The 23603-nt window shown below is 65.2% G+C and carries 29 protein-coding genes; 15 read left to right on the top strand and 14 right to left on the bottom strand.

Going from position 1 to position 23603, the window contains the following annotated elements; translation table 11 throughout:
- The first annotated feature begins 92 nt into the window (after positions 1-92).
- Together DVO78_RS16170 and DVO78_RS16175 are read left to right on the top strand one after the other, a co-directional pair.
- The gene (locus DVO78_RS16170; RefSeq protein ID WP_120006444.1) at positions 93-1100 is read left to right on the top strand and encodes a LacI family DNA-binding transcriptional regulator; all 1008 of its coding nucleotides are present in this window, start codon (positions 93-95) and stop codon (positions 1098-1100) included.
- Positions 1101-1308: 208 nt separating this feature from the next.
- Positions 1309-1848, top strand: a complete 540-nt coding sequence (locus tag DVO78_RS16175) for a YceI family protein (RefSeq protein ID WP_120006812.1) — start codon at positions 1309-1311, stop codon at positions 1846-1848.
- Between the two features lie 138 nt (positions 1849-1986).
- On the opposite strand, the gene DVO78_RS16180 is transcribed toward DVO78_RS16175, so the two are convergent.
- A complete protein-coding gene (locus DVO78_RS16180; protein ID WP_238385367.1) occupies positions 1987-3252 on the bottom strand; it encodes an ATP-binding protein in 1266 nt (421 codons plus the stop codon).
- A gap of 238 nt (positions 3253-3490) precedes the next feature.
- On the opposite strand from DVO78_RS16180, the gene DVO78_RS16185 reads away from it, so the two are divergent.
- The 11 genes from DVO78_RS16185 to DVO78_RS16235 all read left to right on the top strand — a co-directional run bounded on the left by DVO78_RS16185 (position 3491) and on the right by DVO78_RS16235 (position 10875).
- Entirely contained in the window at positions 3491-4096 is a 606-nt protein-coding gene (locus DVO78_RS16185; RefSeq protein WP_157984093.1) for a GNAT family N-acetyltransferase, read from the top strand.
- 56 nt (positions 4097-4152) lie between these two features.
- Positions 4153-4698, top strand: coding sequence for a hypothetical protein (locus DVO78_RS16190; RefSeq protein ID WP_120006450.1), 546 nt, complete (start codon positions 4153-4155; stop codon positions 4696-4698).
- A complete protein-coding gene (locus DVO78_RS16195; RefSeq protein ID WP_157984094.1) occupies positions 4695-5339 on the top strand; it encodes an RES family NAD+ phosphorylase in 645 nt (214 codons plus the stop codon). The genes DVO78_RS16190 and DVO78_RS16195 overlap by 4 nt, the downstream gene beginning before the upstream one ends.
- 41 nt (positions 5340-5380) lie before the next feature.
- Positions 5381-5893 carry a GNAT family N-acetyltransferase gene (locus DVO78_RS16200; protein WP_120006454.1) on the top strand — a complete coding sequence of 171 codons (513 nt, stop codon included), beginning with the start codon at positions 5381-5383 and terminating at the stop codon, positions 5891-5893.
- Positions 5893-6786 carry a bifunctional DNA-formamidopyrimidine glycosylase/DNA-(apurinic or apyrimidinic site) lyase gene (gene mutM / locus DVO78_RS16205; RefSeq protein WP_120006456.1) on the top strand — a complete coding sequence of 298 codons (894 nt, stop codon included), beginning with the start codon at positions 5893-5895 and terminating at the stop codon, positions 6784-6786. The genes DVO78_RS16200 and mutM overlap by 1 nt, the downstream gene beginning before the upstream one ends.
- A gap of 149 nt (positions 6787-6935) precedes the next feature.
- A complete protein-coding gene (gene relB / locus DVO78_RS16210; RefSeq protein ID WP_120006458.1) occupies positions 6936-7214 on the top strand; it encodes a type II toxin-antitoxin system RelB family antitoxin in 279 nt (92 codons plus the stop codon).
- Positions 7211-7477 carry a type II toxin-antitoxin system RelE family toxin gene (locus DVO78_RS16215; RefSeq protein ID WP_120006460.1) on the top strand — a complete coding sequence of 89 codons (267 nt, stop codon included), beginning with the start codon at positions 7211-7213 and terminating at the stop codon, positions 7475-7477. Before relB ends, DVO78_RS16215 begins: the two co-directional genes overlap by 4 nt.
- Positions 7402-8418, top strand: coding sequence for a tRNA ligase subunit PheS family protein (locus DVO78_RS16220; RefSeq protein WP_120006462.1), 1017 nt, complete (start codon positions 7402-7404; stop codon positions 8416-8418). Before DVO78_RS16215 ends, DVO78_RS16220 begins: the two co-directional genes overlap by 76 nt.
- Positions 8418-8612 carry a hypothetical protein gene (locus DVO78_RS16225; RefSeq protein WP_157984095.1) on the top strand — a complete coding sequence of 65 codons (195 nt, stop codon included), beginning with the start codon at positions 8418-8420 and terminating at the stop codon, positions 8610-8612. The genes DVO78_RS16220 and DVO78_RS16225 overlap by 1 nt, the downstream gene beginning before the upstream one ends.
- A 32-nt stretch (positions 8613-8644) precedes the next feature.
- On the top strand, positions 8645-9682 hold the full coding sequence (locus DVO78_RS16230; protein WP_120006466.1) for a DUF3375 family protein: 1038 nt from the start codon (positions 8645-8647) through the stop codon (positions 9680-9682).
- A complete protein-coding gene (locus DVO78_RS16235) occupies positions 9682-10875 on the top strand; it encodes a Wadjet anti-phage system protein JetD domain-containing protein (RefSeq protein ID WP_120006468.1) in 1194 nt (397 codons plus the stop codon). The genes DVO78_RS16230 and DVO78_RS16235 overlap by 1 nt, the downstream gene beginning before the upstream one ends.
- On the opposite strand, the gene DVO78_RS16240 is transcribed toward DVO78_RS16235, so the two are convergent.
- The 10 genes from DVO78_RS16240 to DVO78_RS16285 form a co-directional block, all read right to left on the bottom strand.
- A complete protein-coding gene (locus tag DVO78_RS16240) occupies positions 10868-11404 on the bottom strand; it encodes a Na+/H+ antiporter subunit E (RefSeq protein WP_157984096.1) in 537 nt (178 codons plus the stop codon). The two genes, DVO78_RS16235 and DVO78_RS16240, sit on opposite strands and share 8 nt — an antisense overlap.
- Complete coding sequence (locus DVO78_RS16245) at positions 11401-13383, bottom strand: proton-conducting transporter transmembrane domain-containing protein (protein ID WP_202912228.1); 1983 nt, start codon at positions 13381-13383, stop codon at positions 11401-11403. The genes DVO78_RS16240 and DVO78_RS16245 overlap by 4 nt, the downstream gene beginning before the upstream one ends.
- On the bottom strand, positions 13383-14918 hold the full coding sequence (locus DVO78_RS16250; protein WP_238385369.1) for a complex I subunit 5 family protein: 1536 nt from the start codon (positions 14916-14918) through the stop codon (positions 13383-13385). Before DVO78_RS16250 ends, DVO78_RS16245 begins: the two co-directional genes overlap by 1 nt.
- The gene (locus tag DVO78_RS16255) at positions 14915-16384 is read right to left on the bottom strand and encodes a complex I subunit 5 family protein (RefSeq protein ID WP_120006474.1); all 1470 of its coding nucleotides are present in this window, start codon (positions 16382-16384) and stop codon (positions 14915-14917) included. The genes DVO78_RS16250 and DVO78_RS16255 overlap by 4 nt, the downstream gene beginning before the upstream one ends.
- Positions 16381-16689, bottom strand: coding sequence for an NADH-quinone oxidoreductase subunit K (locus DVO78_RS16260; protein WP_120006476.1), 309 nt, complete (start codon positions 16687-16689; stop codon positions 16381-16383). The genes DVO78_RS16255 and DVO78_RS16260 overlap by 4 nt, the downstream gene beginning before the upstream one ends.
- Positions 16686-17741, bottom strand: a complete 1056-nt coding sequence (locus DVO78_RS16265) for an MnhB domain-containing protein (RefSeq protein ID WP_120006478.1) — start codon at positions 17739-17741, stop codon at positions 16686-16688. Before DVO78_RS16265 ends, DVO78_RS16260 begins: the two co-directional genes overlap by 4 nt.
- Positions 17734-18039 (bottom strand): cation:proton antiporter, encoded by a 306-nt coding sequence (locus DVO78_RS16270; RefSeq protein ID WP_120006480.1) that lies wholly within the window; start codon positions 18037-18039, stop codon positions 17734-17736. The genes DVO78_RS16265 and DVO78_RS16270 overlap by 8 nt, the downstream gene beginning before the upstream one ends.
- Positions 18036-18332, bottom strand: coding sequence for a hypothetical protein (locus DVO78_RS16275; RefSeq protein WP_120006482.1), 297 nt, complete (start codon positions 18330-18332; stop codon positions 18036-18038). The genes DVO78_RS16270 and DVO78_RS16275 overlap by 4 nt, the downstream gene beginning before the upstream one ends.
- Positions 18333-18608: 276 nt before the next feature.
- Positions 18609-19400 (bottom strand): glycerophosphodiester phosphodiesterase, encoded by a 792-nt coding sequence (locus DVO78_RS16280; protein ID WP_120006484.1) that lies wholly within the window; start codon positions 19398-19400, stop codon positions 18609-18611.
- Entirely contained in the window at positions 19397-20632 is a 1236-nt protein-coding gene (locus tag DVO78_RS16285; protein ID WP_157984097.1) for a hypothetical protein, read from the bottom strand. Before DVO78_RS16285 ends, DVO78_RS16280 begins: the two co-directional genes overlap by 4 nt.
- A 169-nt stretch (positions 20633-20801) precedes the next feature.
- On the opposite strand from DVO78_RS16285, the gene DVO78_RS16290 reads away from it, so the two are divergent.
- Entirely contained in the window at positions 20802-21512 is a 711-nt protein-coding gene (locus DVO78_RS16290) for a dienelactone hydrolase family protein (protein WP_120006488.1), read from the top strand.
- Between the two features lie 123 nt (positions 21513-21635).
- On the opposite strand, the gene DVO78_RS16295 is transcribed toward DVO78_RS16290, so the two are convergent.
- Positions 21636-21950 carry a type II toxin-antitoxin system PemK/MazF family toxin gene (locus DVO78_RS16295; RefSeq protein ID WP_157984098.1) on the bottom strand — a complete coding sequence of 105 codons (315 nt, stop codon included), beginning with the start codon at positions 21948-21950 and terminating at the stop codon, positions 21636-21638.
- Positions 21947-22204, bottom strand: a complete 258-nt coding sequence (locus tag DVO78_RS16300) for a ribbon-helix-helix protein, CopG family (RefSeq protein ID WP_157984099.1) — start codon at positions 22202-22204, stop codon at positions 21947-21949. The genes DVO78_RS16295 and DVO78_RS16300 overlap by 4 nt, the downstream gene beginning before the upstream one ends.
- 52 nt (positions 22205-22256) lie before the next feature.
- Between DVO78_RS16300 and DVO78_RS16305 the strand changes: the two genes are divergently transcribed.
- Positions 22257-22985, top strand: coding sequence for a LysR substrate-binding domain-containing protein (locus tag DVO78_RS16305; RefSeq protein ID WP_120006494.1), 729 nt, complete (start codon positions 22257-22259; stop codon positions 22983-22985).
- On the opposite strand, the gene thiE is transcribed toward DVO78_RS16305, so the two are convergent.
- A complete protein-coding gene (gene thiE, locus DVO78_RS16310; RefSeq protein WP_120006496.1) occupies positions 22882-23595 on the bottom strand; it encodes a thiamine phosphate synthase in 714 nt (237 codons plus the stop codon). The genes DVO78_RS16305 and thiE overlap by 104 nt on opposite strands.
- Positions 23596-23603 lie beyond the last annotated feature (8 nt).

Consider the following 23603-nt stretch of genomic DNA (forward strand, 5'->3'; position numbering starts at 1 on the left):
GGACCAGCTTCAGGTGTGATGGCCGGCGTCAGCCGGCCGAGAGCTGAGGCGGCTTTGCCGCCCAGCGGAACCAGCACAGAAAGGAGACGCCCGTGCCGGCCAAGCGCCTGCCGACGTTGGAGGATGTCGCCGCGCGCGCCGGGGTCTCCCGCGCGACCGCCTCCCGGGTGGTCAACGCCGATCCGCGGGTGGGCCGTGTGGCCCGTGAGTCTGTCCAAGCCGCTATTGCCCAGCTTGGCTACCGCCCGAACCGCAATGCCCGCTCGCTGGTGCGCCAGGAGGCCGACTCCATTGCGGTGGTGGTTCCTGAGGCTGAGGACAGGGTGTTCACCGACCCGTTCTTCGCCTCCGTGCTGGCGGCCATCACCCAGACCCTGGCTGATTCTCCGGTCCAGGTGCTGCTGGCCATGGGGCAGCCGGGCAAGTCGCACAAGATCGAACGCTACCTGCGCGGCGGGTACACCGACGGTGCCATCGTGGTCTCGCATCACCAGGATGATCACATTTGGCAGGTCCTGCAGCAGACCAAGCTGCCCGCGGTCTATGTGGGGCGGCCGTTCGTCGGTGATGTGGGCATTCCTTACGTCGATGTCGACAACCGGGCCGGTGGTGCGCTCGCGGCCCGGCATCTGGTCAGCAGCGGCCGGCGTCGCATCGGCACCATCACTGGTCCCCAGGACATGGCTGCTGGTCAGGACCGTCTGGCCGGCTGGCATCAGGTGCTGGTTGAGGCGGGGATGTCCGCGGATCTGATCGAGAATGCGGACTTCTCCGCTGACTCGGGGGCGTTGGCGATGCGCCGGATGCTGGACCGTGCCCCTGATGTGGATGCGGTGTTCGTGGCCAGCGACCTCATGGCGGTCTCCGCCCTTCATGAGCTTCAGCGGCTCGGGCGTCATGTACCCGACGACGTCGCCGTCGTGGGGTTCGACGACACCCCGGCAGCACAGCTGACCCGTCCGGCCCTGACCACGGTGCTCAACCCGGTCACCGGGATGGCGACCACAGCGGTCCAGATGCTGCTGCGGCTCTTAGAGGACGAGGACGTCGACTCACCGGTCATCCTGGGCACCCGGCTGATCCCGCGAACCTCCGCATAGCTGCAGGGACCGCTGGACGGGTATTCGATGGTTCGGCGGCCGTATATGGAGGGACGAATCGCGGGCAAACAGCAGGTGCTACTTCAATTTTGAAATATATCTGGGGTATGGTGATGTTGCATCAGTCATGCCGCACGGAGGCAGTGCCCCGAGGCGGTGCAAGAACGCGATGATTCGCACCCACCCATCACTCAAGGAGCATTTCACCATGGCAGTTACTCTTACCCCCGGTACTTGGACCCTGGACGCCGGCCACTCGGAGCTCGGCCTGTCTGTGCGGCACGCCGGCATCTCCAAGGTTCGCGCCATCTTCGAGGAGGCCACCGGCACTCTGAAGGTGTCCGAGGACGGCACCACTGATGTCAACGGATCAGTCAAGGCCGCCTCCTTCAACTCCAAGAACGACGACCGCGACGCCCACGTCCGTGGCGAAGATTTCCTGGACGCCGAGCAGTACCCGGAGTTGACCTTCGTGTCCACCGGCGTGAAACCCTCCGGCGAGACCTTCGACCTGACCGGTGAGCTGACCATCCGCGGTGTCTCCAAGAATGTCACCTTCGAGGTCGAGTTCGGCGGCCAGGCCGTTGATCCGTTCGGCGCCACTCGCGCCGGCTTCTCGGCGACCACCTCCATCTCCCGCAAGGACTTCGGCCTGACCTGGAACGCCGCGCTGGAGGCCGGCGGTGTGCTGGTCTCCGACACCGTAAAGATCGAGCTCGATGTCGCCTTCGTTCATCAGGGCGAGTAACCCCTGGACAACGACGCCGCCGTCACCTCACCACTGAGCTGACGGTTCGCACCGAGGCCCCCGGACAGGATCACTACCGCCCTGCCCGGGGGCCTCTCTGTCTCTGGTGCCGCTGTCCCTGGTGTCGGTCTGGTGCGGCTACGGTCCCAACATCGCCAGCGGCACCACGCCGATTCCGTCTTCGCGCCGATAAGCCCCCTGGCCGGTGGTGATGAGGAGCGCATCAGTCAAGCGCGCCCCCAGCTGGGCTCGAAGCCATTTAAGGTGTTTGAAGTCCTTGTTCTCTGGCACTGCGGTGGCTTTGATCTCAATGGCAACCAGGCTTTCGTCATGACCCTCGATGATCAGGTCGACCTCATGGTCGCCGTTGCGTGTTCGCATATGCCGCACCTCGGCCTCGACGGCCTGAGCCGCCACGCGGATGCATAGGGTAGCAAATGACTCAAAGAAGTTGCCGAGAAGGCTTCCACGTGGTGGATTGATTCCATGTTGACCCCGTAGGAGTTTCTCAGGTGTGAGCTGGAGCAGCTGCGCAGCGAGTGCCGGGTCCGCCAGGTGATGTTTTGGGCCAGTGTAGAGTCGATCGATGGGAATCCCGCGTGGATGCCACGCGTCAACGGGATCTACAATCCAGATTTGACGGAGCAGATCGCGGTATTTGTCGAGTGTGTCACGGGCTGGGGGGTCCGAATCCCCGGGGGTGGCTTGATCGATGATGGTCTTATAGCTGGCCGTCGTTGCTGAACTGAGTGCATAGCTTCGTAACCAGTCGAGGAGGACCTCCCGGCGTCGCACGGTTTCGCCGAGTTCAGGAATATCCCGGTCGACGATGTTGTGTAGGTATGAGGAGAGATCCTTGCGTCGGTTCCGTTCCGGCGAGGATCGAATATCGGGAAAGCCAGACCGGCAAAGCTCCTGGATATAGTCGCGCAGAGTGAGGGTGGAACGTCCGGAAAGGCTTGCTGGAGGTTCGTAGAGGAGCTTTCGGAGACTGACTACCGGTTCGCTCACGCCTCGTTCGGAGAGTGTCATGGGGCGCATGCGCATGCGGATGATTCGGCCAGCTCCGCTGTGAGCTGTGGTTCCGGGGGAAGGGCTGGCGCTGCCTGTCAGTAGATACTTACCCTCGCGTGTCGGAGCTGCATCTACGGCTCGCCGAACGGCATCCCAGACAGCCGGTACATTCTGCCATTCGTCGATCAGCGTGGGAGTGGGTTCGTTGAAGATGGCGTCGAAGGGGTCAGCGCCTACGAGTTCTCTGGTGGCGGGGTTGTCCAGGGCGAGAACGTTCTTGACGCGTTGGTGCGCTGTGGTGGTCTTCCCCACGAACTTTGGGCCGTCTAGTGCGATGGCAGGAGTGCTGGGAAACAGCTCGTCGAGCTCGTCGTCGACGGTTCGCCTCATATACGCCATAGAGAGACCTCGCTATTCGGAGGATAGCAGCATCCTAAACCTGATGTTAGCAGTATTCCTATTAGGACGATAGCAGGTTTTAAAGATGCCAGAAGGAGGCGTAGGAAGAGGCGGCGAACGTTGCCGAAAAGGGGTCGGTCTCCTCCCGAGATGTTCTCTGGATTGCGCAGAATGGCAATCCGCAGCCGATGCGGGTGTGAGCAGTCTGCATGGTCGATATCCTGGACGGATGCTCGGACAGATGGTGATCAGAGAAGCGGAAGCCGGCGATGCGGAGCGGATTGGGCTCGCGCATTCGATCGCCGCGAATGAGGCTTACGGACATTACTTCCCGTCAGAGTGGATGGCTGAGCGCAATACCCCTGCCAAGCGCGCTGAGCAGTGGACCCAGACGTTGCGGGACTACGTTTCGGGCATCTCGGGCGTTGTGCCGTCGTCGGCGGCCTTATCGGATGGGTACTGCGGAGGCTTGAGTGGACAGAGCAGCGAATGCGGCGCGACCACGAGCACGGGGCAGCCGCAGCGGATTCTTCTTGCAGAGGACGGCGACCGTGTGCTCGGGTTCGGCATCTTCGGCGCCGCCCGGGAGGATGACGCCCCTTTCCCGCATGAACTGCACCGGCTCTACGTGCTCGCGCAGACCTACGGAACCGGGTTGGCACACAGGCTGCTGACCGCCGTGCACCCGGAGCGGACGCCGTCGTACCTGTGGGTTATGCAGGCCAACACCCGTGCCATCGCGTTCTACCGCAAGCACGGATTCGAGCCCGACGGCGCGGTGGAGCATTTGGTCACTATCGCCAATCTTCCCAAGATCCGGATGGTGCGCCCATAGCAACACGGACAACGGTGAGATAAACTGTTGTATGCGTAGGTTCAGGAGGTGGTGAGATGACGACGACCGTCGAGATCCCGGTGCCGGAGAACATGAGCCCGGAGGAAGCACGGCACCTGGCTGAGGATCTGCTCCAGCGTCGGTCTGCGTTCGCAGATTTCGCGCGGGATGTGGAGTTGAAGCCTGACCTCGTCCACCCTTCGGTGGCGTGGCACGTGGTGGCGGTGGACCACATGTGGCGCAAACTCATCGATAAGTACGGGGTCTACACCTCTGCAGATATTGCACGGTTGCGCGGAGCCAACCCGCAGAACCGTTCGGTGGCGACCAATCTGGCCAAGCGGGAGAACATCCTCAGCTTCACCCGCGCCGGTAAGAAGCTCTATCCCCGTTTCCAGTTCAAGGGAGACCGTGCGCATCCTGAGTGGAAACACATTGTGGAACCTCTGCTCAATGCGGGGTGGGATTCCCAGGATATTCTGCTCTGGTTGACCGGACCCAATGGGGCGATCGACGGCCGGGAGCCTGCTGAACTTATTGGAACCGATGAGGTGAACAAGGTCATCACCGATGCTGAGGATGAGGCGAAGGGGATCTGGTGACCTGGCCAGAACCCGGTGCTGACTTCACTCCACTGACAGAGACGTTGCCGACTGGCTCGCTGCTCTTCCGGGTGCATAGTGCTCAGTTTCCCGACGGCACCCTCAATGACGGCACTGCGTTCAATCCCGGATATGGACGGAGCGCACGGTTCTCGTTCTTCGGCGAGCCGACAGTGCCGGTGCTCTATGCTGCGACGAGTCCTGAGGTGGCGGTGCACGAGACTATCCTGCGGAACGCCGAGCCCGGAAGCGCGCTGGTGCCGGTGGCCTGGAGAAACCAGATGCTGTCGGTGATCGAGGTGCGTGAAGACGTGCAGCTGGCCGCTTTTCACGGGGCAGGGCTACGGCGTCTTGGACTGTTTCCCCGCGACCTGACCGATACGCCTAAAAAGGCTTACCCCTCCACGGTGAAGTGGGCGGAGGCTGCATGGCAGAAAGGCTTGGGCGGTGTGGTCTATATGCCTCGGCACTTCAACTCGGCCACAGCATTCTGTCTCTTCGGCGATCGAGTATCTGACGAGGCGCTCTCAGTGCATAAGAAGCATCCTGCATCCCGTCTGTTCGATACCTCAGACGATGTGGTGTGGCTGGCGGAGGTCGCACGAGCGGTGAATGTCCGGCTCCGCAGTTTCGACTGGTGAACGCTCGCGCACGCTCCCGCGCAGCCGCGTAAGGTAGCTGCATGAGCGGGGACTATACGATCCGGCATCCGCGGATGGATGAGGCCAAAGAGCTGGCGTGCGTGCATGTCAAAGCCTGGGAGCAGGCGTATTCCGGGATCCTGCCCGAGGCGTTCTGGAACGAGCAGGCGTATGAGCGGCGCATCGAGTCCTGGCGGCAGATGCTGGCCGACCCTGCGCACCGGGCACGTACCCGGGTCACTGAGGCCGACGGCGAGGTGGTCGGCATCGCCCAGATCGGCCCACCGCGCGAGGATGACATCGATGTCGACCACGAGCTGTACATGATCTACCTGCTGGCCGCGCACCACGGCTCTGGGGCGGCTGCGGAGATGCTCACTGAGTTGCTCAATGACAAGGCGGCCTCGCTGTGGGTGTTCAAGGACAATCCGCGTGCGGTGCGCTTCTACCGCAAGCACGGGTTCGAGCCCGACGGTGCTGAGAAGGACCTCGGCGAGGAGGAGAACGACCCTAGCCTGCAGGGTGTTCTGGAGATCCGCATGGTGCGTGGGTAATGCCTGAACTGCCTGAAGTCGAAGTGGTGCGCCGCGGCGTCGAGCGCTGGGCCGCCGGGCGTCGCGTCGAGCGTGTGCAGGTCTATGACCCGCGGAGCCTGCGGCGGTTTGCAGAAGGGCCGGAGGCGTTCCAGCGTCAGCTGACCGGCTCCGTGCTCGGAGTCCCGGAGCGGCGCGGCAAGTACCTCTGGATTCCGCTGGAACAGCACGACGACGCCGATCCTCCCCCGGCGCTGCTGATCCACCTGGGCATGAGCGGTCAGGTGCTGATCGAGGACGACGACGCCCCGGCTGAGAAGCATCTGAAGATCACCCTGGCGCTGAGCGCTAGGGCAGAGAAGGCGCGACTTCCCTCCCACCTCAGATTCATTGACCAGCGGATCTTCGGCGGGATGCAGCTCTCCCCTTTGGTCACCGGGATAGCGGGCAGGCAGGTCCCGCAGGCGGCGGCGCATATCGCCCCCGACCCGCTGGAGCCGGCTGTGACTGAGGAATGGCTGTTCAGAACCCTGCGCCGTCGTCGTACTGGGCTGAAGCGGGCGCTGCTGGACCAGACGCTGATCTCCGGGGTGGGCAACATCTACGCCGATGAGGCGCTGTGGCGGGCGAAGCTGCACTACGCCCGGCGGGCCGAGACGGTGACCCGTGCCGAGGCTATGCGGCTGCTGGAAGCGCTGCGCGAGGTGATGGAGGCCGCGCTCGCCGCCGGAGGGACCAGCTTCGATGCGCTCTACGTGAACGTCAACGGCGCCTCCGGGTACTTCAGCAGGTTGTTACGTTCATATGGCAGGGCTGGCCAACCGTGTCTACGCTGCGGGACATTGATCGTGCGAGAGAAGTTCATGAACAGGTCGTCGTACTTCTGCCCGAAGTGCCAGCGACCGCCTCGCTGAACAGAACAGCGCCCCACCATCAATTCACTTCACGCCGGTCTCCGCGCTGGAAGTCCACCGTGCCCTCCGGGCGGTGAAATAGCGCTCTATCCCCTGAGGCAGAGTAGGCGTATACTTTTGACTACACGTAGTGCATAGGAGGAATCATCATGGCCAATGCTGCCGTCCCTACATCGCTTCGGCTGCCTGCCGACGTGGACGCACGCCTGGAGAAGCTGGCCGCTGAGACCAAGCGGTCCAAGTCCTTCTACCTGCGCGAGCTGGTGACCTCCGGCCTGGACCGCCTGGAGTGGGAGTACTCCATCGCCAAGCGCTCCGAGGACATCCGCGCCGGACGCCGCAAGACCGTCTCTCTGGATGAGGTGGAGCGCGACCTGGGACTCCAGGATGAGCCGGTGGACATGAGCATCCTGGATGAGATCGAGTGAGCTGGACGGTAGAGCTCGACCCCGCCGCACAGCGCAAGCTCCGCAAGCTCGACCCCCAAGTAGCCCGCCGTCTCCGCTCAGCCCTGCGGGCCCTTTCCTCACTGGATGACCCGCGAGTCCGCGGCAAAGCCCTGACCGGAAACCTGGCCGGTCACTGGCGCTACCGAGTTGGTGACTACCGCATCGTCTGCGACATCCAAGACGAAAAGCTGGTCATCGTCGCCTTGGATCTGGGGCACCGCCGCAACATTTACGACGACTAGGTGTTGCTGGCCATGAGGTTGTTGACGTTGTCCCCGCGCAAGGCGATCATGCCATTCACGCACTTCTTGATTCGGTCGTGACCGCATTGCGGTCCGAGGGGAACAGCACCGTCCGCTATGTTCGCAACCCGCCGATTGTGCCGGTGCGGGAGAACTATGACCGCCTCGGCTATGACTCGCGTGACGTCACACGAGACCGCCGATACACCCGTTATCTGAGCCCGACGGTGATGCTCCGCAGTCACACTGGTGCAGAGCTTCCGAGAGCCCTCGAAGACTATGCCGGAGGAACGAGTGTCGATGAGCTCATCGTGGCCCCGGGGTTGGTCTACCGGCGCGACGCTGTTGATCGCAGTCATGTCGGCGAGCCGCACCAGGTCGATCTCTGGCGCATCCGTAGCGTTTCGGACACCGAGGACGGAGACATGCTGAGGATGATCGGAGGTCTCGTTGAGGCGGTACTTCCTGGGGCGGAGTGGAAGGTGACTGATGCCGAGCACCCCTACACGGCTGGTGGTCGGCGGATCGACGTGCTCCACGAGGGAACTCGGCTGCCGCTCACCGAGCTGTCACTGCGGGCGATCACCCGGCTTGAAGTGATTCGCCCCTTGAGACTGGTGTCCTACCGCAGCGCCGGGCTCGGCCGCTTCGGCCTGCACCCGCGGGACCTCACCGACACTCTGGCCGATGAGTACCCGCGGACGGTCACCTGGGCGGAGGCCGCCTGGGAGTATGGCGCCGACGGCGTGGCGTACCTGTGCCGGCACTTCAACGGGAAGACCGCCTACTGCCTGTTCGGAGCCGACCACAGCAAGACTCTGAAGGCGCAGCAGGGCTGGCCGCCCCGGCGCCATCCCACCCTGCTGCAGTGGGACCGGGACTGGCTCGTCGAGGTCGCAGCCCAAGTGGGTGTCCACATCGACATCACCAGTTGGCGATGATGAATGACCCCACAATCCGGGCAGAGGTCAAGCGGCAGATGCGCGTGATCGAACAGGCCGACCAGGAGGACGATGTCATGGACTGGAGCGGATCTGTGCGCGCTGATTGGGGGGGCGTGGAACGACGAGTGAAGCGGGGCGATCTCCGGGCTCTGGAGAGGCTGTTGCTGCCAGTTCGGGGTGTCTGCCGGTGAATCATCTCCTGACTGAGCTGTAGTCTGGCCAGATGGCAGTAGTGCGGGATTCGCTGGGTGCGCAGAGGCTGATCGAGGACCATCCCGCCCTGAGCCTGCTGCGATCGCAGAACGCGCCGGTCGCGGTGGCCATTCTGGGTGAGCACCTGGCCGGTGAGCGAAGGCAGATGCCCGCCGCCGACCTCTTTGAAGCCGTTGAGGCAGATCTCACCGAGCTTCGCGACACCGGCCAGTTCGACCTCCCCCAGACCGCAGTGCAGTACGTCCGCTCCTGGCTGACCCAGGGGTTCCTCATCCGCCGCTCTGGTGAGACTCGGCAGGAGGTCTACGCGCTCTCCGACGGTGCCCTGGGAGCCATCAGGTTCATCCAGGAGCTGGGCACCCCGCGCACCAGTGTGACCGAATCCCGCCTGTCCACCATCGTGGACCGGGTACACCGGCTGGCTGTGGACACCGACCCGGACATCACCCGCCGGGTGGAGGCCCTCAGGGAAGAGCGGCGCAAGCTGGACGAACGCATCGCCGCACTGGAGGCCGGTGAGATCGAGACGATGCCTGAACACGCTGCCGCCGAACAGGCCACAGATATCCTGGCCCTGGCTTCGGAGCTTCCCGAAGACTTCGCCCGGCTGCGCACCGAGCTGGAGGAGATCAACCGCCGGTTGCGCGCTAAGCTCATCGAGGAGCCGGCCTCCCGCGGCACTGTGCTGGAAGACATCTTCCGCGGCGTTGACCTGCTCCAAGAGTCTGATGCGGGGAAGTCCTTCACCGCTTTCTACACGCTCATTCTGGACCCCGAGCGCACCGCGGCCCTGGAGGACTATGTGGGCGGCATCGTGCTGGTCACCTCCCCAGATGGGAGGTACTCCTACCTCTCACCGGTGAGCATCGACGACGACAGGCTGGCAGCCGGCCGGCAGGCACAGAATGCGCCGGAGGACGGTGCCACTGAACAGGCCGACCCTGAGTCAACGGATTCTGGGCAGAACGGCCGGGCCGCCGATGAGACCGACACCACGGAGACTGAGTCCGGGGACAGTGAGCACCAGGCACTGTTCGAGGTGAACTGATGGTCACCCCGGAGGACGCCGCAGAGCGGATCGGACGGCTCTACGAACGCAAGCACCCCGAATGGGCGGTGGCCGGGGCAGCCGAACCTGTGGTCGACATCCCCCTGCACCCGCCGACCCAGGAGCAGGTGCTCGCCGAGACCACGTCCGCGGCAGACTGGATCGCCGCCTGGCGGCGGGCCGAACGCGGGCTCGGCGACGGTGGACGAGTGATCTGGGAGACCCGCCAGTGGGCCAGCGCGGGATCCCAGCGCATGCCGGTGCGGCTGGTGCTCGCCGAACCCTACGACGCCGCCGGGTTCATCAGACGCAAAGGGCACTGGCAGGCCGCAGAATCACGCACCGCTGAGCTGGCCGGACTGCTCGGTGTCCACGGCGCGGCCCCGGGCAGCGCCCTGGTGGAGACGGTGCAGGAGGCCCTGCGGCGGCGGGTCAAACGGATCGCAGATCTGGACCAGGCCGAATACCTCCGGGTCCGCGAGGCCCTGGTCTGGCTGCTGCAGAACCCGCAACCGGGGATCTACCCGCGCCAGATGCCCATCCGTGGGGTGGACAGCAAATGGCTGGAGAGGCACTCCGCCCTGGTGGAGCCGCTCTACGCCAGCGCTTCCGGACGTCCCTCGCTGGGCCTGCTCACACCCCCAGGGCTGATGCGGCTGCGGTTCCTGGACCCAGCGCTGGCACCCGGCGGGATCACCGATCTCAGCTCCCCGCCTCAGGAGCTGGACCGGCTGGCAGAGCAGATGTGGGAGCTGCGGGCGGTGCTGGTGGTGGAGAACCTCCAGACCCTGCTGGCACTGCCGCGGTGGGACGGCGTCGTCGCCATCCACAACTCCGGGTATGCCGTCAAAGCCCTGGCCAGCATCGACTGGCTGCACCAGGCGCAGATCCTCTACTGGGGCGATCTGGACGTCGACGGATTCCAGATGCTGTCCATGATCCGCCAGAGGCTCCCGCAGACCACCTCAGCTCTGATGGACCGCGCCACGCTCAAGGCACACCTGGACCTGGCCGGTCCTGACCGCAAAGACGCGCCACGGGCCATTCCGGAGCACCTGACTGGAGCGGAGCGGGACGGGTTCGCCGCGCTGGCCGACCACGGCGGGATCAGGCTGGAGCAGGAGAGGATCCCCTGGGAGTACGCCCTGGAGCGGCTGAACCAGGCGCTGCCGGGGGAAGCGGGGCTCAGCTGAAGGCAAGGGCGGCCCGGCGCTGCAGCTGGCGCCACTGCTGCGCCGGACCCAGGGCGGTGGAGAGGGTATGGAGCTCCACCACCTCGGCCGCTGTCTCAGCGGTGCCGGAGTCACTGTGTTGGTGCGGCTCGCGCCGAATCGGCCCGCGTTGAATCATCGAGCCGGGCATCAGGTTCATCATCAGCATCGCCAGCTGCCGGGCAGGACTCTCGGGCAGCTCCACGACGGCGACGACGACCTCGGGGGAAATATCCGGAACACGCCGCAGTGCCCGGATGGCCACATCGGCACCTCCCTTGGCCGACTGCCAGAGGAACCACCCGGCCAGTGCAGCGAAGAACCACACCCGGCGCGGCCAACGGCGAGGATCAGGCACACCGCGCGGTGGCAGCAGGCCCAGGCTCAGCGCGGTGGACGCCGCTACAGAGAACGCACCGTAGACGGCATAGCCGGCCGACCAGCCGGCGAAGAACACCCAGATCAGACCCAGCACAACGGCCCGCAGGCCGGCTGCGACCACCCACCTCACCCCCACCACCTCCAGATCAGCACAGTAGCGGCAGCAGCCAGCACGACGACGATCACAGCTCCGCTGCCCTCCCAGGCGGCGAGCCTGCGCTCACCGGAAGCGGCGGTATCGCGGATTGTGCCGGCCAGCGCGGAGGCGGCATCAGCTGCCCGGGAGCCTGCGGACTCAGTCGCCTCGTGCACCCGGGAGGCGGCACTGCCCCCGGTGCGGTAGGTCCGTACGGCCAGGGACTCCTCGGCCCCGATCAGATCCCCCGGCTTGACCAGCTCACCATCGGCCCGCAGCCACGAGGGCAGTTTTCTCCGTGCGGCCAGGCGCCAGATGACGATACCCAGCAGAAACCCCAGCAGCACCGGCCAGGTGGCGTCCCACAACGCACCGGCAGTCCAGCTGAACTCCTCGGCACCGGCGATCCAGTGCTGGCCGATCAGCCAGGGCACCACGATGCCTGCCACACATACCGCCAGCCAGGAGAGCAGTAGGCCGTCTAGCGCCGGCCAACCCTCAATCGTCTCGGAAGACTCCGAGCGAGCCCGGGTCTTCACTCGGCTCAATCGGGTCGCACCGTCGGGCCGGCGGCGGGGCTGGAGCTCGGTCTGACGCACGACGAAGGCGAAACGGATCAGCAGCAGAGTCGAGCCGGTGGCCACCAGCGGAAGGATCTGATCCAGCCCCAGGCCCAGCACGCTGATGCCCTCCACTGCTTCCTTGGACACGTACTTGCCGTAGGCCCCCGAGGTCAGCGGGGCCCCGGCGACTGCCAGTCCGGCACCCGCCATCCCGATCAGCACCACCACCCCGGTGGGGCCGCGGCCATAGTGCTTGACCACCGGCACCCCCAAAAACAGCGCACCCTTGGCCAGCCCGTGGTGGACCGCATAGACCACTGCCGCACTCGCAGTGACCCCCGCCAGCTCCGGGACCAGCATCCCGGCCGCCACCAGGCAGGTGATGAAGCCCATCTGGGAGATCGTCGAGTACGCCAGCACCACCTTCGGGTCGCTCTGCAGCACACCGATGACCACCGCGGCAAAGGCGCCCACCAGGGCTAGAGTCAGCAGAGTGTTGCCGGCTGTGGTCAGCGCAGCGCCATCGCCGGTGGGGAGAAAGCGCAGCCAGCCGACCAGGCCGGCTTTGACCATCGCCCCGGAGAGCACCGCCGAGGCCGCCGGCGGAGCGGCAGGGTGGGCCAGCGGCAGCCACACATGCAGCGGAACGGTGCCGGCCTTGACGCCGAAGCCCACTAACAGCAGGGTCACGATCAGCCCAGTGTGTGGGGAAGCCGCAATGGCCTCCGGCGCATCAGCAATCAGAAAGGGGGCTGCCGCGAACGATTGAGCCGAGTGAGGCGAAAGCTCGCTTTCGCCTCCGAGGCGATTGAGGGAGGGCAGGGCTGCTGCGGCAAGCAGCAGCCCTGCCAGGATCGCGGTTTCAGAGATCACCGACATCACCAGGTAGATCCGGGTGGCCCGGCGTGCGGCCTGATGCCGGTAATGGATGACCAGCCCGGCGGCTGAGAAGCTCAGCACGGCGAAGGCCAGGTAGAAGCTCACCGCATCGGCGGCCAGATAGACGCCGATATTGCCGGTGAAGCAGACCATCAAAAAGGCGCTCAGCGCACCGGAGCCCCGTTCAGCGTCTCTGAGCTTGACCCAGGTGACCGCCATCAGGGCGGCTCCGTAGAGCAGCACCGCGATCAGCGTCAGCGCACGGGCGGTGGCATCCATGGCGAAGACCGAGCCGAAGAGCAGCCAGGGGACTTCCAGCTCAGTGCCTTCGCCGGTGAGGGCCAGCAGCCCCGCCGGCAGCACCGTCAGCGGTGAGGCGATCGCGGTGCCGCGGCGCAGCCGGTGGGCTCGCTGCGGGCCGAGCACTCCGGCCAGGGCGATGACGGCCACTGCCGCCAGAGGCACGCAGAGGCTCAGCGTCATGAGAACCGGGGCAACCAGCGCCGGTGCAGCAGAAGAGGTCTCCATCATCAGCCGAAGACCCCCTCGGAGATGAACCGGGCGATCTCCAGCGGGGCGAACCACACCGAGGCGGCCAACCCCGCCAACAGGGTGAAGCCGGCGGTGCACAGGGTGGGCGCCAGCAGCGCCAGCGGCTCCCGGGCCGGGGTGCCGCTGTGGGCGTGGTGGGTGGCGTCGTCGTGCTCATCCTGCTGCGACGCACCGAACCAGAGGTTGTAGACCATGGGCAGGAAGTAGGCGGCGTTGAGCAGTGAGGAGACCACCAGCACCCCCAGCACCCACGGGTGCGGCGAGTCCAGGGCCCCCAGCCCCAGCTGCCATTTGGAGACGAACCCGGCCGTCGGCGGCAGCCCGATCATCCCGAAGGCGCCCACGGTGAACGCCGCGGAGGACCAGGGCATGCGCCGGCCCGCACCGCGCAGATCGGAGATCTTATGCGCCCCCAGCACCTCGGCGAACAGCCCCGCGCAGAAGAACAGGGTGATCTTCATGATCCCCTGGTGCACCAGGTGCACCATGCCGCCGGCGGTGCCCGCCATGGAGAACATGGTCACCCCCAGCACCACATAGCTGACCTGGGAGACCGTGGAGAATGCCAGCCGGCGCTTGATCTCCTGCTGGCGCAGCGCCTGGTAGGAGCCGTAGATCACGGTGACGGAGGCTGCCACCAGCAGCGGAGTCAGCACCCCCAGCTGCCAGGCCACCTCGATGCCGTAGACATCGTCGACCAGCCGGACGATGCCGAACACCCCTGCCTTGACCACGGCCACCGCATGCAACAGTGCTGAGACCGGGGCCGGAGCCACCATGGCGGTGGGCAGCCATCCGTGCAGCGGAACGATCGCCGACTTCACCGCCATGCCCCCGGCCAGCAGTATGAAGATCATCACTGCCGTGCCGGGGCTGGAGGTCGCGAGTTCGGCCACCCCAGAAGCCCCGCCTTCGGCGAAGTCCACCGGCCCGGCGGTCATAGTCAGCCACACCACCCCCAGCAGCACCGCCACACCGCCGCCGAGGGCATAGCGCAGGTAGATCCGGGCCGCTTGCAGCGACTTCGCGTTACCCCAGTGGGCCACCAGCGGATAGGTCACCAGGGTCAGCAGCTCATAGAAGACCAGGAAGGTCAGCAGATTCCCAGCGAAGCTGATGCCCACCGTGGCGGTCACACACAGGCTGAAGAACCCGAAGAACCGGCTCTGGTGCGGCTTCCCCTTGAGGTAGCCGATCGCATAGATCGTGGTCAGCAGCCACAGGATCGACGACAGTCCGGCGAAGAACAGCGCCAACGGGTCCACCCGCAGCACCAGGTCGATCCCCGGCAAGAACGGGGCGGCGAACTCTGGGCGCAGACCCTCGCCGACGACCCCGGGCACCAGGGCGGCGATCAGCAGCACCTTGATCGCCGCGGCCACCAGGTTCACCCAGGAGCGGGCGCGCACCCTGCGCTCAGCCATCGGGAAGATCAGCACCGCCGCGGTCAGTGACAGTGCCACCATCACCACCGGGACCACCGGCAGCGCAGCAGAGGGAAACAGGTCGCTCACCACGGGGCTCCCACCTCCAGCGCCTCAGCGATCAGCACCCCGCCGAAGCCGGTGACCAGGGTCAGCGCACCCAGGCCGATCACGCACAGCCCCGGCACGGAGCGGTAGTTGCGGGAGATGCGGGCTTCACCCGGTGTGGGGGACTCCTGCAGCAGCAGCGGGGCCAGAGCCCGGACCGCATAGCCGGCCGAGAGGAGAGTGCCGGCTGCCAGCAGCACCAGGATCCACCAGTGCTCGGCAGCCACTGCCGCAGTGGCGATGTTCCATTTGCCGGTGAAGCCCAGCGAGATCGGCAGCCCGATCAGTCCCACCAGCCCCAGGCTCATCCCCATGACCGCATAGGGGTGCTGACGGCCGGCACCCCGCAGCTGCTCGATCTCATCGGTGCCGTAGGCCTCCTTGAGGTATCCGGCTCCCAGGAACAGGCCAGCCTTGGCGATCCCGTGCCCCAGGGCCAGGGCGACGATCCCGATGAATGCACCTTCGGCGGCGTCCTCCTCCAGAAGCAGCGGGAAGGCCACAAACCAGTAGCCCACCTGGGCGACGGTCGAATAGGCCGCCAGCGGCTTCAGCGCGCTCTGCCGCAGCGCCATCACCGAGCCGATGAGCACCGCAGCCGCACCGAAGGCCCCCAGGCCCCAGGCCAGCGGAGCCAGAGCGGAGAGGGCACCGGAGGAGTCCGTCAGCCACAGCCAGCAGCGCAGCAGCACGAAGAGTGCGGCCTTGATCACCAGCCCGGAGAGCAGCGGTGAGACAGCACTGGGTGCCGAGGCGTGGGCGGGAACCAGCCAGGCGTGCATCGGCAGCAGGGCCAGCTTCATGCACAGTCCCACAGTGATCAGCGTCAGAGCCAGCAGTGCCGCAGGTGCGGCATCGGGCCGGCCGGCCAGCACCTCTGCGGCCTGGACGACGTCCAGGGTTCCGGTCACCGAGACGATCAGCCCCACACCCACCAGCAGCAGCAGTGAGCCGAGCACGGCGATGAACAGGTACCTCAGCGCCGGCGCCCAGGATCCTCGTCCGCCCAGTGCCACCAGGGCGACCGCGGTCAGGCCCACCAGCTCCAGACCCACATAGGTGTTGAACAGGTCCCCGGAGACGAAGACCGCGTTCAACCCCGCCCAGCAGCCCAGCCACAGCGTCCAAAACGCCTGATGGGTATGCCTGCTGGCCGCGGCGAACACGGTGACCACGGCGCCCACCAGCGCAGTCATCCCCAGGAACAGCACCGAGAGCCCATCGGCGCGCAGGTGGATCCCCAGCGGTGCCGGATACCCGCCCAGCGCCAGTTCGGTGACCTCGCCGGCCACAGTCTGGACGGCCAGCAGCCCAGTCAGCAGCAGGACGAGCGCAGCGATGCCGACCCCCAGCGCCCGCCGTGCGGTATGCGGAAGCGCTGCGGCGAGTGCCGCGGCCAGCAGCGGGGCCAGCACCACCGCGCCGAGGCTCAGCTCAGCCGCTGTCATCCTCGGTCACCTCCATCCCTGTCAGAGGGGCGGGGACCTTCGATCCTGCGGATCAGCACGGCGCCGAAACCGGTGAATGCCACGGTGATCACCAGTCCGGTGATCACCAGGGCGGACAGCACCGGGTCGGTGGCGTCGTCGGCGCCCCCTCGCGCTCCCAGGGCCAGCAGAATCACCAGCGAACCGATGCCGACCACGTTCATCGCGATCAGCCGGGCCAGTAGATCGCGCACTAAGAGCATGCGCACCGTCCCGGCCACTGCCAAGACCGTGCCCAGCAGCAGGTAGAGCATCACCGCGCTCATCGGCTCTCACCGGCCTTTGTGCGGTGCCTGACCGTCCGTTCCCCGGTCGCCCGGGGATCTTCCAGCGCCAGATACAGCGCGTAGAGCCCGGCGGCAATACCGGCGGTGAGCAGCACTTCCACGGTGAGGATCACTGCGAAGGCCCATGCCGGGTCCCAGCTCAGCCACGGTTCGCCCACCAGCGGTCCCAGCAGTCCGGCCAGGATGAACACGACGACGCCGGCCACCAGTGCCGCGACCATGATGCGGCCCGGGACCGTGCTAAGTCGGTCCTGAGCCGCGTTGAGATGGGACGGGGCCAGCCACCGCGGTGCGGTACCGGCCACCCGCAGCAGGATCAGCAGTGCCGCCAGGACCGCCCCGGACTGGAAGGCGCCGCCTGAGTCGGAGCTTCCGGCGAAGAGCAGCCACAGCCCGGCCAGCAGCAGCACCGGTGCGCTCAGGCGCACCATCCAGCTGAAGGTCGCACTCCGGGCGGTGTGCCCGGCGTGGGTGTGCCGGAAGGAGGCCAGCTCAGGCTCGGCTCCGGGGTCTGTGTTCTGCCGCAGGGCCAGCGCGGCCAGCGCCGCCAGCATCAGCACCGCAGACTCCAGCAGGGTGTCGTAGGCGCGGAAGGCCAGCAGCACCCCGGTGATCCCATGCTCGACACCGGTAGCGGGCAGCTGTTCCTGCAGCGGATCGGTCCACCCGGGCATCGTCTGCTCCACCCGCAGCCAGGCCGACGCGAGGATCACCACCAGGACCGCCCCGGCAGCTGTCCCCAACACCGGTGCCAGCCAGCCGGTGGCGGCAGCGGACGGCCGGTCTCTTCTGGGGCCGGAGGCCACATAGACCAGCGCTCCGCCGAGCAGCCCGCCGCCCAGCGCGGCCTCAGCCAGCGCCACGTCCACGCTGTCCAGCCGCAGCCAGATCAGCGAGGTCACCACGCTCAGCAGTAGAAACCCCATCACCTGCACGATCCGGGTATGGGGCAGAAGCGAGCGCGGGAGGACTACCACTGCTGCGGCGACCAGCGCGGCGGCGGCGAGCACCCAGTCAACGGGCTCAGCCATCGCCTGCCTCCGCTGCTGGGGTCTCGGCTTCCAGCTCACCCAGCACCCGGGCCGAGACCGACGCCGCGGCCAGTGCCAGAATCCAGGTCAGCATCAGCAGCCCGGCCGCAGTCCAGCTGCCCAGCAGCACCGCGATGCCCAGGGCCAGCAGGCCCAGGCCCAGATTGTCGGCCTTGGTCAGGGCGTGCAGCCGGCTGCGCACATCAGGGAACCTCAGCAGGCCGACGGTACCGGCGGTGAAGAACACTGTTCCCAGCACCACCAGCAGCACTCCGGCGACTTCCAGCACGCTGGTCATGGGCCAGCACCTGCCTGTTGCTGGGAATCATCGGCCGGGGTGCGGCGTCGTGCTGCTGCCCGCACCGCTGCGGTGAGTGCCGCTGTGCCGGTCAGCACCACCGCGGCGTCCAGAAAGCGGGGATTCTCTGCCAGCACTGCCAGCACTGCGGCGGCGGCAGCTCCGGTGGTGCCTGCCAGCAGGACCACCAGCAGCCAAGACTCTGCCTGGGGCCGGCGAGCGCAGCTCACCGCGGCCAGGATGAGGTTCAGCACCAGCACTGCGAAGACCGCAGTCAGTACCAGATCCGTCACACGCCCTCCTTTCGCCCCATGCCAGCGCTCTTTACTCCATCTATGGACAACCTCTGCGTGGCCGCTGACCATTCCCTCCAGCGTTGATATGGAACCGCAGCATGCTCAGGGAGTATCTGGGCCTAGCCGGGCCAGACCTCAAGGATGCCCCGCGGGGATTTCATTAGGCATTTCGGCGTGCAGGAGCGGATTCGCTGGGAGTATGTGCTGAACCGGTTAGAACGGAGGATGTCACAGTTGTGATCTCCAGTGGAACCCCTCGGGATGAACGCTCCATCATAGGCTTTCGCGGATTGCCAGCGCGCGTCTCGGAAAGTTTGTTGTCACCAGCCAGGCGCGGCTGTCGCTGAGCCAGGCGCGGAGTTCCTCCTCTTCATCGACGGTCCACACCAGCAGTGGCAGGCCCATCTTCTGCGCCAGCCGCGCCAGCCGTAACTTGGCCAGCTGTTTATTCGCCACAATGAGGTTTGCCCGGCATGTGCGGAGGCGCCGTTCGGGGAAGATCTCACGCAGCCGCAGGCTCAGGGTGGCTGTAGGACTCAACTCCTCAGCGCTTCGGCCCAAGGAGAGACCTACCAGCAAAGCCGGGTATCTATGCTCGGCCCATCGGCGCACTGTCAGGACGGACGGGTCCTCTAACGTCGTGATGATGCAGTTGGCTACGCCCATCTTTTCGATGACCAGGCTGGCCGCCTCCACTTCATAGGTTGAGGCAGGGTCATCATAGAGCTCCGGCGGTGAGGTGAACTTGAGGTCCACATGTGCCTTGGACTTTCCCCGAAGGATGTCTAAGGCCTCGTTCAGGGTAACGATTTCGCTCTGTACCGCGGTGAGCTCATCGTAGTCGACAGCACCAATGGGGCGTTGTTGGCCGTTGATGACCACATAATTGTCATGATGGAGCACGAAAGTGCCGTCCTTGCAGCGTTGCACATCGAATTCTACGAAGTCGTATGCGGCCTCAGCGGAACCGATAAGGGTGGGGCGGCGGTTCTCTGCTGATATGTCGAGTTCGGCACCTGACCGGTGCGCCGAGACCATCACCGTATGGCCCGTCGAGGCATTCACGCTGAACTCCTTAGACGATTGCGGATCGAAAGGGCGACAGCGATGACAAGAATCACGCTGCTGCTGAGCAGGGTGATCAGCCAGGGTACGCCGTAGGCGTTCATATCGAAGGCCGATGTTTCAGGTGGAATGTCGAGGTTGGTGGACATCCCGAAGTAGGAGAGCAGTAAGCCGAAGGGGAAGATCACGGCCGAGGCCACCAGCGCGATGATCTGCCACGTCTCGCGAATTCGGACGTTGCGCCGCTCGCGCTCTGTGCGGGATTCAGCCAGGTAGGTCTCGGAGACTCGGGACAATGATTCCAGGAGCGATTGGGTGGAGGCCAGACTAGTGATCAGGCCCAGGGACTCCTGGAAGCTCTTGCGGAATTCGTCGACCACCAGTTCAGGAAGATGTATCCCGTCAACATAGGTTTCCACACCCACTGTGAGGTCCAGCTGTAGTTTGCGCACTGCCTCCGTGAGATCCTGGATCCGGTTCAGCTGAACGTCGTCACCCTCGAGAACCCGGAGGTGTTTGAGCTTTTCCGTCACATCTCGGCGCACGATGCGCAGCCTCGACAATCCTGCTAACAGGGTGGCGGCGGTGAGGTAGATGGCGTTCACGGTGTTCTCGTCCTGGCCCGCGACTGCCAGCACGCCGCGCCCATGGCTGCCGGCTTGATCTGGCGTGAGGTTGAGCATTCCGGGGGATTTGATCGCTGGTGGGCGGTGAGTGCGTTGGCCGGATGCATCCCGGAGAATGATCTGGTCCAGAGAGTGGGAAAATCCGTTGTTCACCCGCTCCTGCACCATGATTCGGCCGGGCTCTGCTCCGGCTGCCACGATCTGCAGAACGTCCTGCTCCCAGGCTAGCTCTGTGGGAGCGGTTGAGATCTGCTCGGCTGTCCAGTGCGGGAGCGGAAGTCCGTCGATGAGCAGCTGGTGGCGCTGGTGGCACATGATGGACAGATCCTGGGCGATATCGGCGGATGTGCAGTGCCGTGAAGACTCCATGTGCAGTTGAATGGCCCGTTTACAGTCTGAGATGATCCTCCACGCGTAAGTGGCCTCTGGGGTGGACTCTTCATCCTTCAGCGAGAGTTGGGCTGAGGTGAGCCTCCCCTCGGCGAGAACACGGAACTGCGCGGTGGCCTGGTGCTCCAGGTGGGCCAAATGGATGGTGAACCGGCCCAACGGGAGGGATGATTCGAAAGACTCTGCGGGCCCCTGAGCGAGTACTTCATCGGTCAACGTCTTTGGCGCTATGAACGTGTAAATGTGAATAATGCGGTTGTTCTCGCCTGTCATTGGACCCTTTCCGTCCCAGATCTGCCGTGGGATTCATGCTATCCCCTACCTTCAGCTCGCAAGGGGGATTAAGGTAGTTAGAGATTCACAGAGCAAGGCAAAGGAGGACTTCATGGCTGAGAAGACCCCGCACCAGAACATCACCTTCCCGCTTCCCGGTGCCGAGGTGACCGACACCGGCCACGGTTACCTGGCCATCCCGCCCAGCGGTTCAGGGCCTGGTGTGATCGTCATCCAGGAGTGGTGGGGCCTGACCGACCACATCAAAGACGTTGCTGACCGGCTCGCCGTCGAGGGTTTCGTGGCCCTGGCCCCGGATCTCTACGGAGGCTGGATCACCCACGACGGCGATGAGGCCGGAGAGATGATGTCCACGCTTCCGGCGGAGGAGGGTGCCCGTCAGCTGGCCGGTGCCACCGACTTCCTGCTTGCCCACGACAATGTCACCTCAGCCTCGGTAGGGACCATCGGTTTCTGCATGGGTGGGGGTTTCGTCCTGGCGCTGGCCGCCCAGCAGGGCGAGAAAGTCTCCGCGGCAGTGCCGTTCTACGGGGTCGGCCAGGCGGTCCCCAACAGCTACACCGGGGTGCAGGCAGCCGTCCAGGGGCATTACGCGTCGCAGGATGCGATGTACCCTGAGGCCGAGGCTCGTCGTCAGGAGGAGCAGATCCGGGAGGAGTCCGGCGCAGACGTCGAGTTCTTCTACTACGACGCCGGCCACGCCTTCCACAATGACGAGAACCTCATCGGCACCTACGACGCCGAGAAGGCCCGCCTGGCCTGGGACCGCAGTGTGGACTTCCTCCGCAAAAACGTCGTCTGACCGAGCCGTTCGGTGGACGCAGAGCCCATGGCTTAGCTCTGCCTGGCACCACCCGACTCTACGATCGGCTTCCTGGCCAAGTTCGTCACCGCCACTATGCGGAAGTGCAGTGTGTGAGGATTTTCAGAGCTTCAGAAGCCTGCGGAGGATGTTCTCGATGCGGATTATCTCCAGTGGGTCGAGTTCACCAACTCTATGCAGGAGGCGCTGAGCGCTGCGCACGCAGATGAGTTCGCACTGCACATAAGACGGTTCGCCGCTTAGCTCGACCTCGATATGCGTGCGGTAGCCACGCCGGGTTCTGCTGATCGGCAGGACTATTGGGAGGTCATACTCCGCAGTCTGGTCAGCAGACACCATGACTGCGGGTCGCACAGCTCCGGGTTCATGGCCAATAGGCTCGCCGAAGTCGCAGAGCCACACCTCTCCCCTTCTCACAGTAAGTGGCCCCAGTCCTCATCCTCATCCAGGAGTTCCTGGTAGCCGCCGCTGAGTTTCTCCGCCTCATTCCTCAGATCTTCCCTGGCTTGTGGCGTAGTCATAGTCCGGCGCACTTCAGCCCAGAACTCCTGGTCGGCCTGAGCTTCCAGAGCTTCCTCGATGACCTGTGACATCGGCTTGCCCTGTGCTTTGGAGCGCTCCGCGATGCGTGCACGCACTTTCTCATCCACACGAATCGTCGTTGTTGCCATATACTCAAGTCTACTAGTGTGACACAAAATCATCTACACGTAGTCTGAGGATGTGATTCTTGGGACGATTCCGGGGGCGACGCCGGACAAATGGGTCGATCGGTGGCAGCACAGGTATCCGAGCCATGGGCTGGAACTACGGCACTACGACGACGCCGGCCAGCTTGAGCGGATTGCCGCAGGCACCGTGGACCTCGGCTACATTCGGTTCCGAGAAGGCGAAGACCAGGTAGATAGAGACCTCTGCCACCGGGTTCTGCTTTACCGAGAGGAGCCGGTGGTGTGCGCTGCCGCCGGTCATTGGATCGCCGCGGCAGAGGACTCGGTCTCCGTCGATGAGCTTGCCAAGGAAAGTTCCCTTGACCCCAAAGCTATGATTGCCGGCAGCGGTCCGGCAGATATCCACAGTTCCAAGGCGGGTGCCGACCTAGCGCGGGCGGAGCGGACGGCGCTGGAGGTGGTTGCCAGCGGCGCCGGCGTCGTAGTACTGCCGAATTCGGTGGCCCGGATGCTCAGCCGCAAGGACGTGGTGATCCGCAGAATAGAGGACTCTCCCGGCTTCGACACCGGGCTGGCCTGGCTGCGCGACCGCGACGACGACCTCATCCAGGAGTTCATCGGCATCGCCCGCGGCCGGAAAGCAGGTTCTGGCCGCAGTCAGCTGAGCGCCAAGAAGGCTAAGCCGGAAGCCGCTCCCGGAGCGCGCTCGCGGCAGAGGTCACGTCTTCAGCCGCGGTCACCGCGCGCACGACCACCACGCGGTCGGCGCCGGCCGCGGTGACCTCACCGATGTTCTCGGCATTGATGCCGCCGATGGCGAAGAACGGCGTGGCAGACTCCAGTGAGGCGGCCTGGGCCGGAAGATCGGTGCCCACCGCGGCACGGTCCGGCTTGGTGGGGGTCTCCCACACCGGCCCGGTGCAGTAGTAGTCGATGCCGATATCCGAATCGGCCTCACGCACTTGATCAAACGACTGGCAGGAACGCCCGATGACCACATCATCGCCCAGGATTGACCGGGCCTGGGCGGTGGAGAGATCCTCCTGTCCCACGTGGAAGACATCCACTCCGGTGATCAGTGCCAGATCCGCACGGTCATTGGCCGCAGAGAGCCCACCGTACTCATCGGCGACCTCCTTCAGCAGGGTCAGCGCAGCGATCTCAGTCTGCGCCGAGACCTGCTTGTCCCGGACCTGAATAATGTCCACCCCGCCGGCAAAAGCATCTGCGTAGAACCTTCGCAGCGCCTCAAAGCCCAGCTCCTCCACCGGACCGGCGTCGGGAAAGGCGATGAACCGCTGCAGATCAGTGCAGACGTAGAGACGCGAGGACAGCAGCCGCTCGCGGCGGAGCTGGCCGAGCTGGGTGGGTTCTGGAGTTGGTGTGGTCATGTCTCCAC

Source organism: Nesterenkonia muleiensis, assembly GCF_003600155.1.
GTDB classification, from domain to species: Bacteria; Actinomycetota; Actinomycetes; order Actinomycetales; family Micrococcaceae; genus Nesterenkonia; species Nesterenkonia muleiensis.

Excerpts from the sequence above, each read along its gene's own strand:
- DVO78_RS16200 (WP_120006454.1), top strand. The coding sequence starts at position 5,381 with ATGAGCGGGGACTATACGATCCGGCATCCGCGGATGGATGAGGCCAAA.
- DVO78_RS16190 (WP_120006450.1), top strand. The coding sequence starts at position 4,153 with ATGACGACGACCGTCGAGATCCCGGTGCCGGAGAACATGAGCCCGGAG.
- mutM (WP_120006456.1), top strand. The coding sequence starts at position 5,893 with ATGCCTGAACTGCCTGAAGTCGAAGTGGTGCGCCGCGGCGTCGAGCGC.
- DVO78_RS16255 (WP_120006474.1), bottom strand. The coding sequence starts at position 16,384 with ATGACAGCGGCTGAGCTGAGCCTCGGCGCGGTGGTGCTGGCCCCGCTG.
- DVO78_RS16185 (WP_157984093.1), top strand. The coding sequence starts at position 3,491 with ATGCTCGGACAGATGGTGATCAGAGAAGCGGAAGCCGGCGATGCGGAG.
- DVO78_RS16260 (WP_120006476.1), bottom strand. The coding sequence starts at position 16,689 with ATGAGCGCGGTGATGCTCTACCTGCTGCTGGGCACGGTCTTGGCAGTG.
- DVO78_RS16300 (WP_157984099.1), bottom strand. The coding sequence starts at position 22,204 with ATGGCAACAACGACGATTCGTGTGGATGAGAAAGTGCGTGCACGCATC.
- thiE (WP_120006496.1), bottom strand. The coding sequence starts at position 23,595 with ATGACCACACCAACTCCAGAACCCACCCAGCTCGGCCAGCTCCGCCGC.
- DVO78_RS16180 (WP_238385367.1), bottom strand. The coding sequence starts at position 3,252 with ATGAGGCGAACCGTCGACGACGAGCTCGACGAGCTGTTTCCCAGCACT.
- DVO78_RS16265 (WP_120006478.1), bottom strand. The coding sequence starts at position 17,741 with ATGGCTGAGCCCGTTGACTGGGTGCTCGCCGCCGCCGCGCTGGTCGCC.
- DVO78_RS16270 (WP_120006480.1), bottom strand. The coding sequence starts at position 18,039 with ATGACCAGCGTGCTGGAAGTCGCCGGAGTGCTGCTGGTGGTGCTGGGA.
- DVO78_RS16175 (WP_120006812.1), top strand. The coding sequence starts at position 1,309 with ATGGCAGTTACTCTTACCCCCGGTACTTGGACCCTGGACGCCGGCCAC.
- DVO78_RS16245 (WP_202912228.1), bottom strand. The coding sequence starts at position 13,383 with ATGATGGAGACCTCTTCTGCTGCACCGGCGCTGGTTGCCCCGGTTCTC.
- relB (WP_120006458.1), top strand. The coding sequence starts at position 6,936 with ATGGCCAATGCTGCCGTCCCTACATCGCTTCGGCTGCCTGCCGACGTG.
- DVO78_RS16235 (WP_120006468.1), top strand. The coding sequence starts at position 9,682 with ATGGTCACCCCGGAGGACGCCGCAGAGCGGATCGGACGGCTCTACGAA.
- DVO78_RS16230 (WP_120006466.1), top strand. The coding sequence starts at position 8,645 with ATGGCAGTAGTGCGGGATTCGCTGGGTGCGCAGAGGCTGATCGAGGAC.
- DVO78_RS16290 (WP_120006488.1), top strand. The coding sequence starts at position 20,802 with ATGGCTGAGAAGACCCCGCACCAGAACATCACCTTCCCGCTTCCCGGT.
- DVO78_RS16225 (WP_157984095.1), top strand. The coding sequence starts at position 8,418 with ATGAATGACCCCACAATCCGGGCAGAGGTCAAGCGGCAGATGCGCGTG.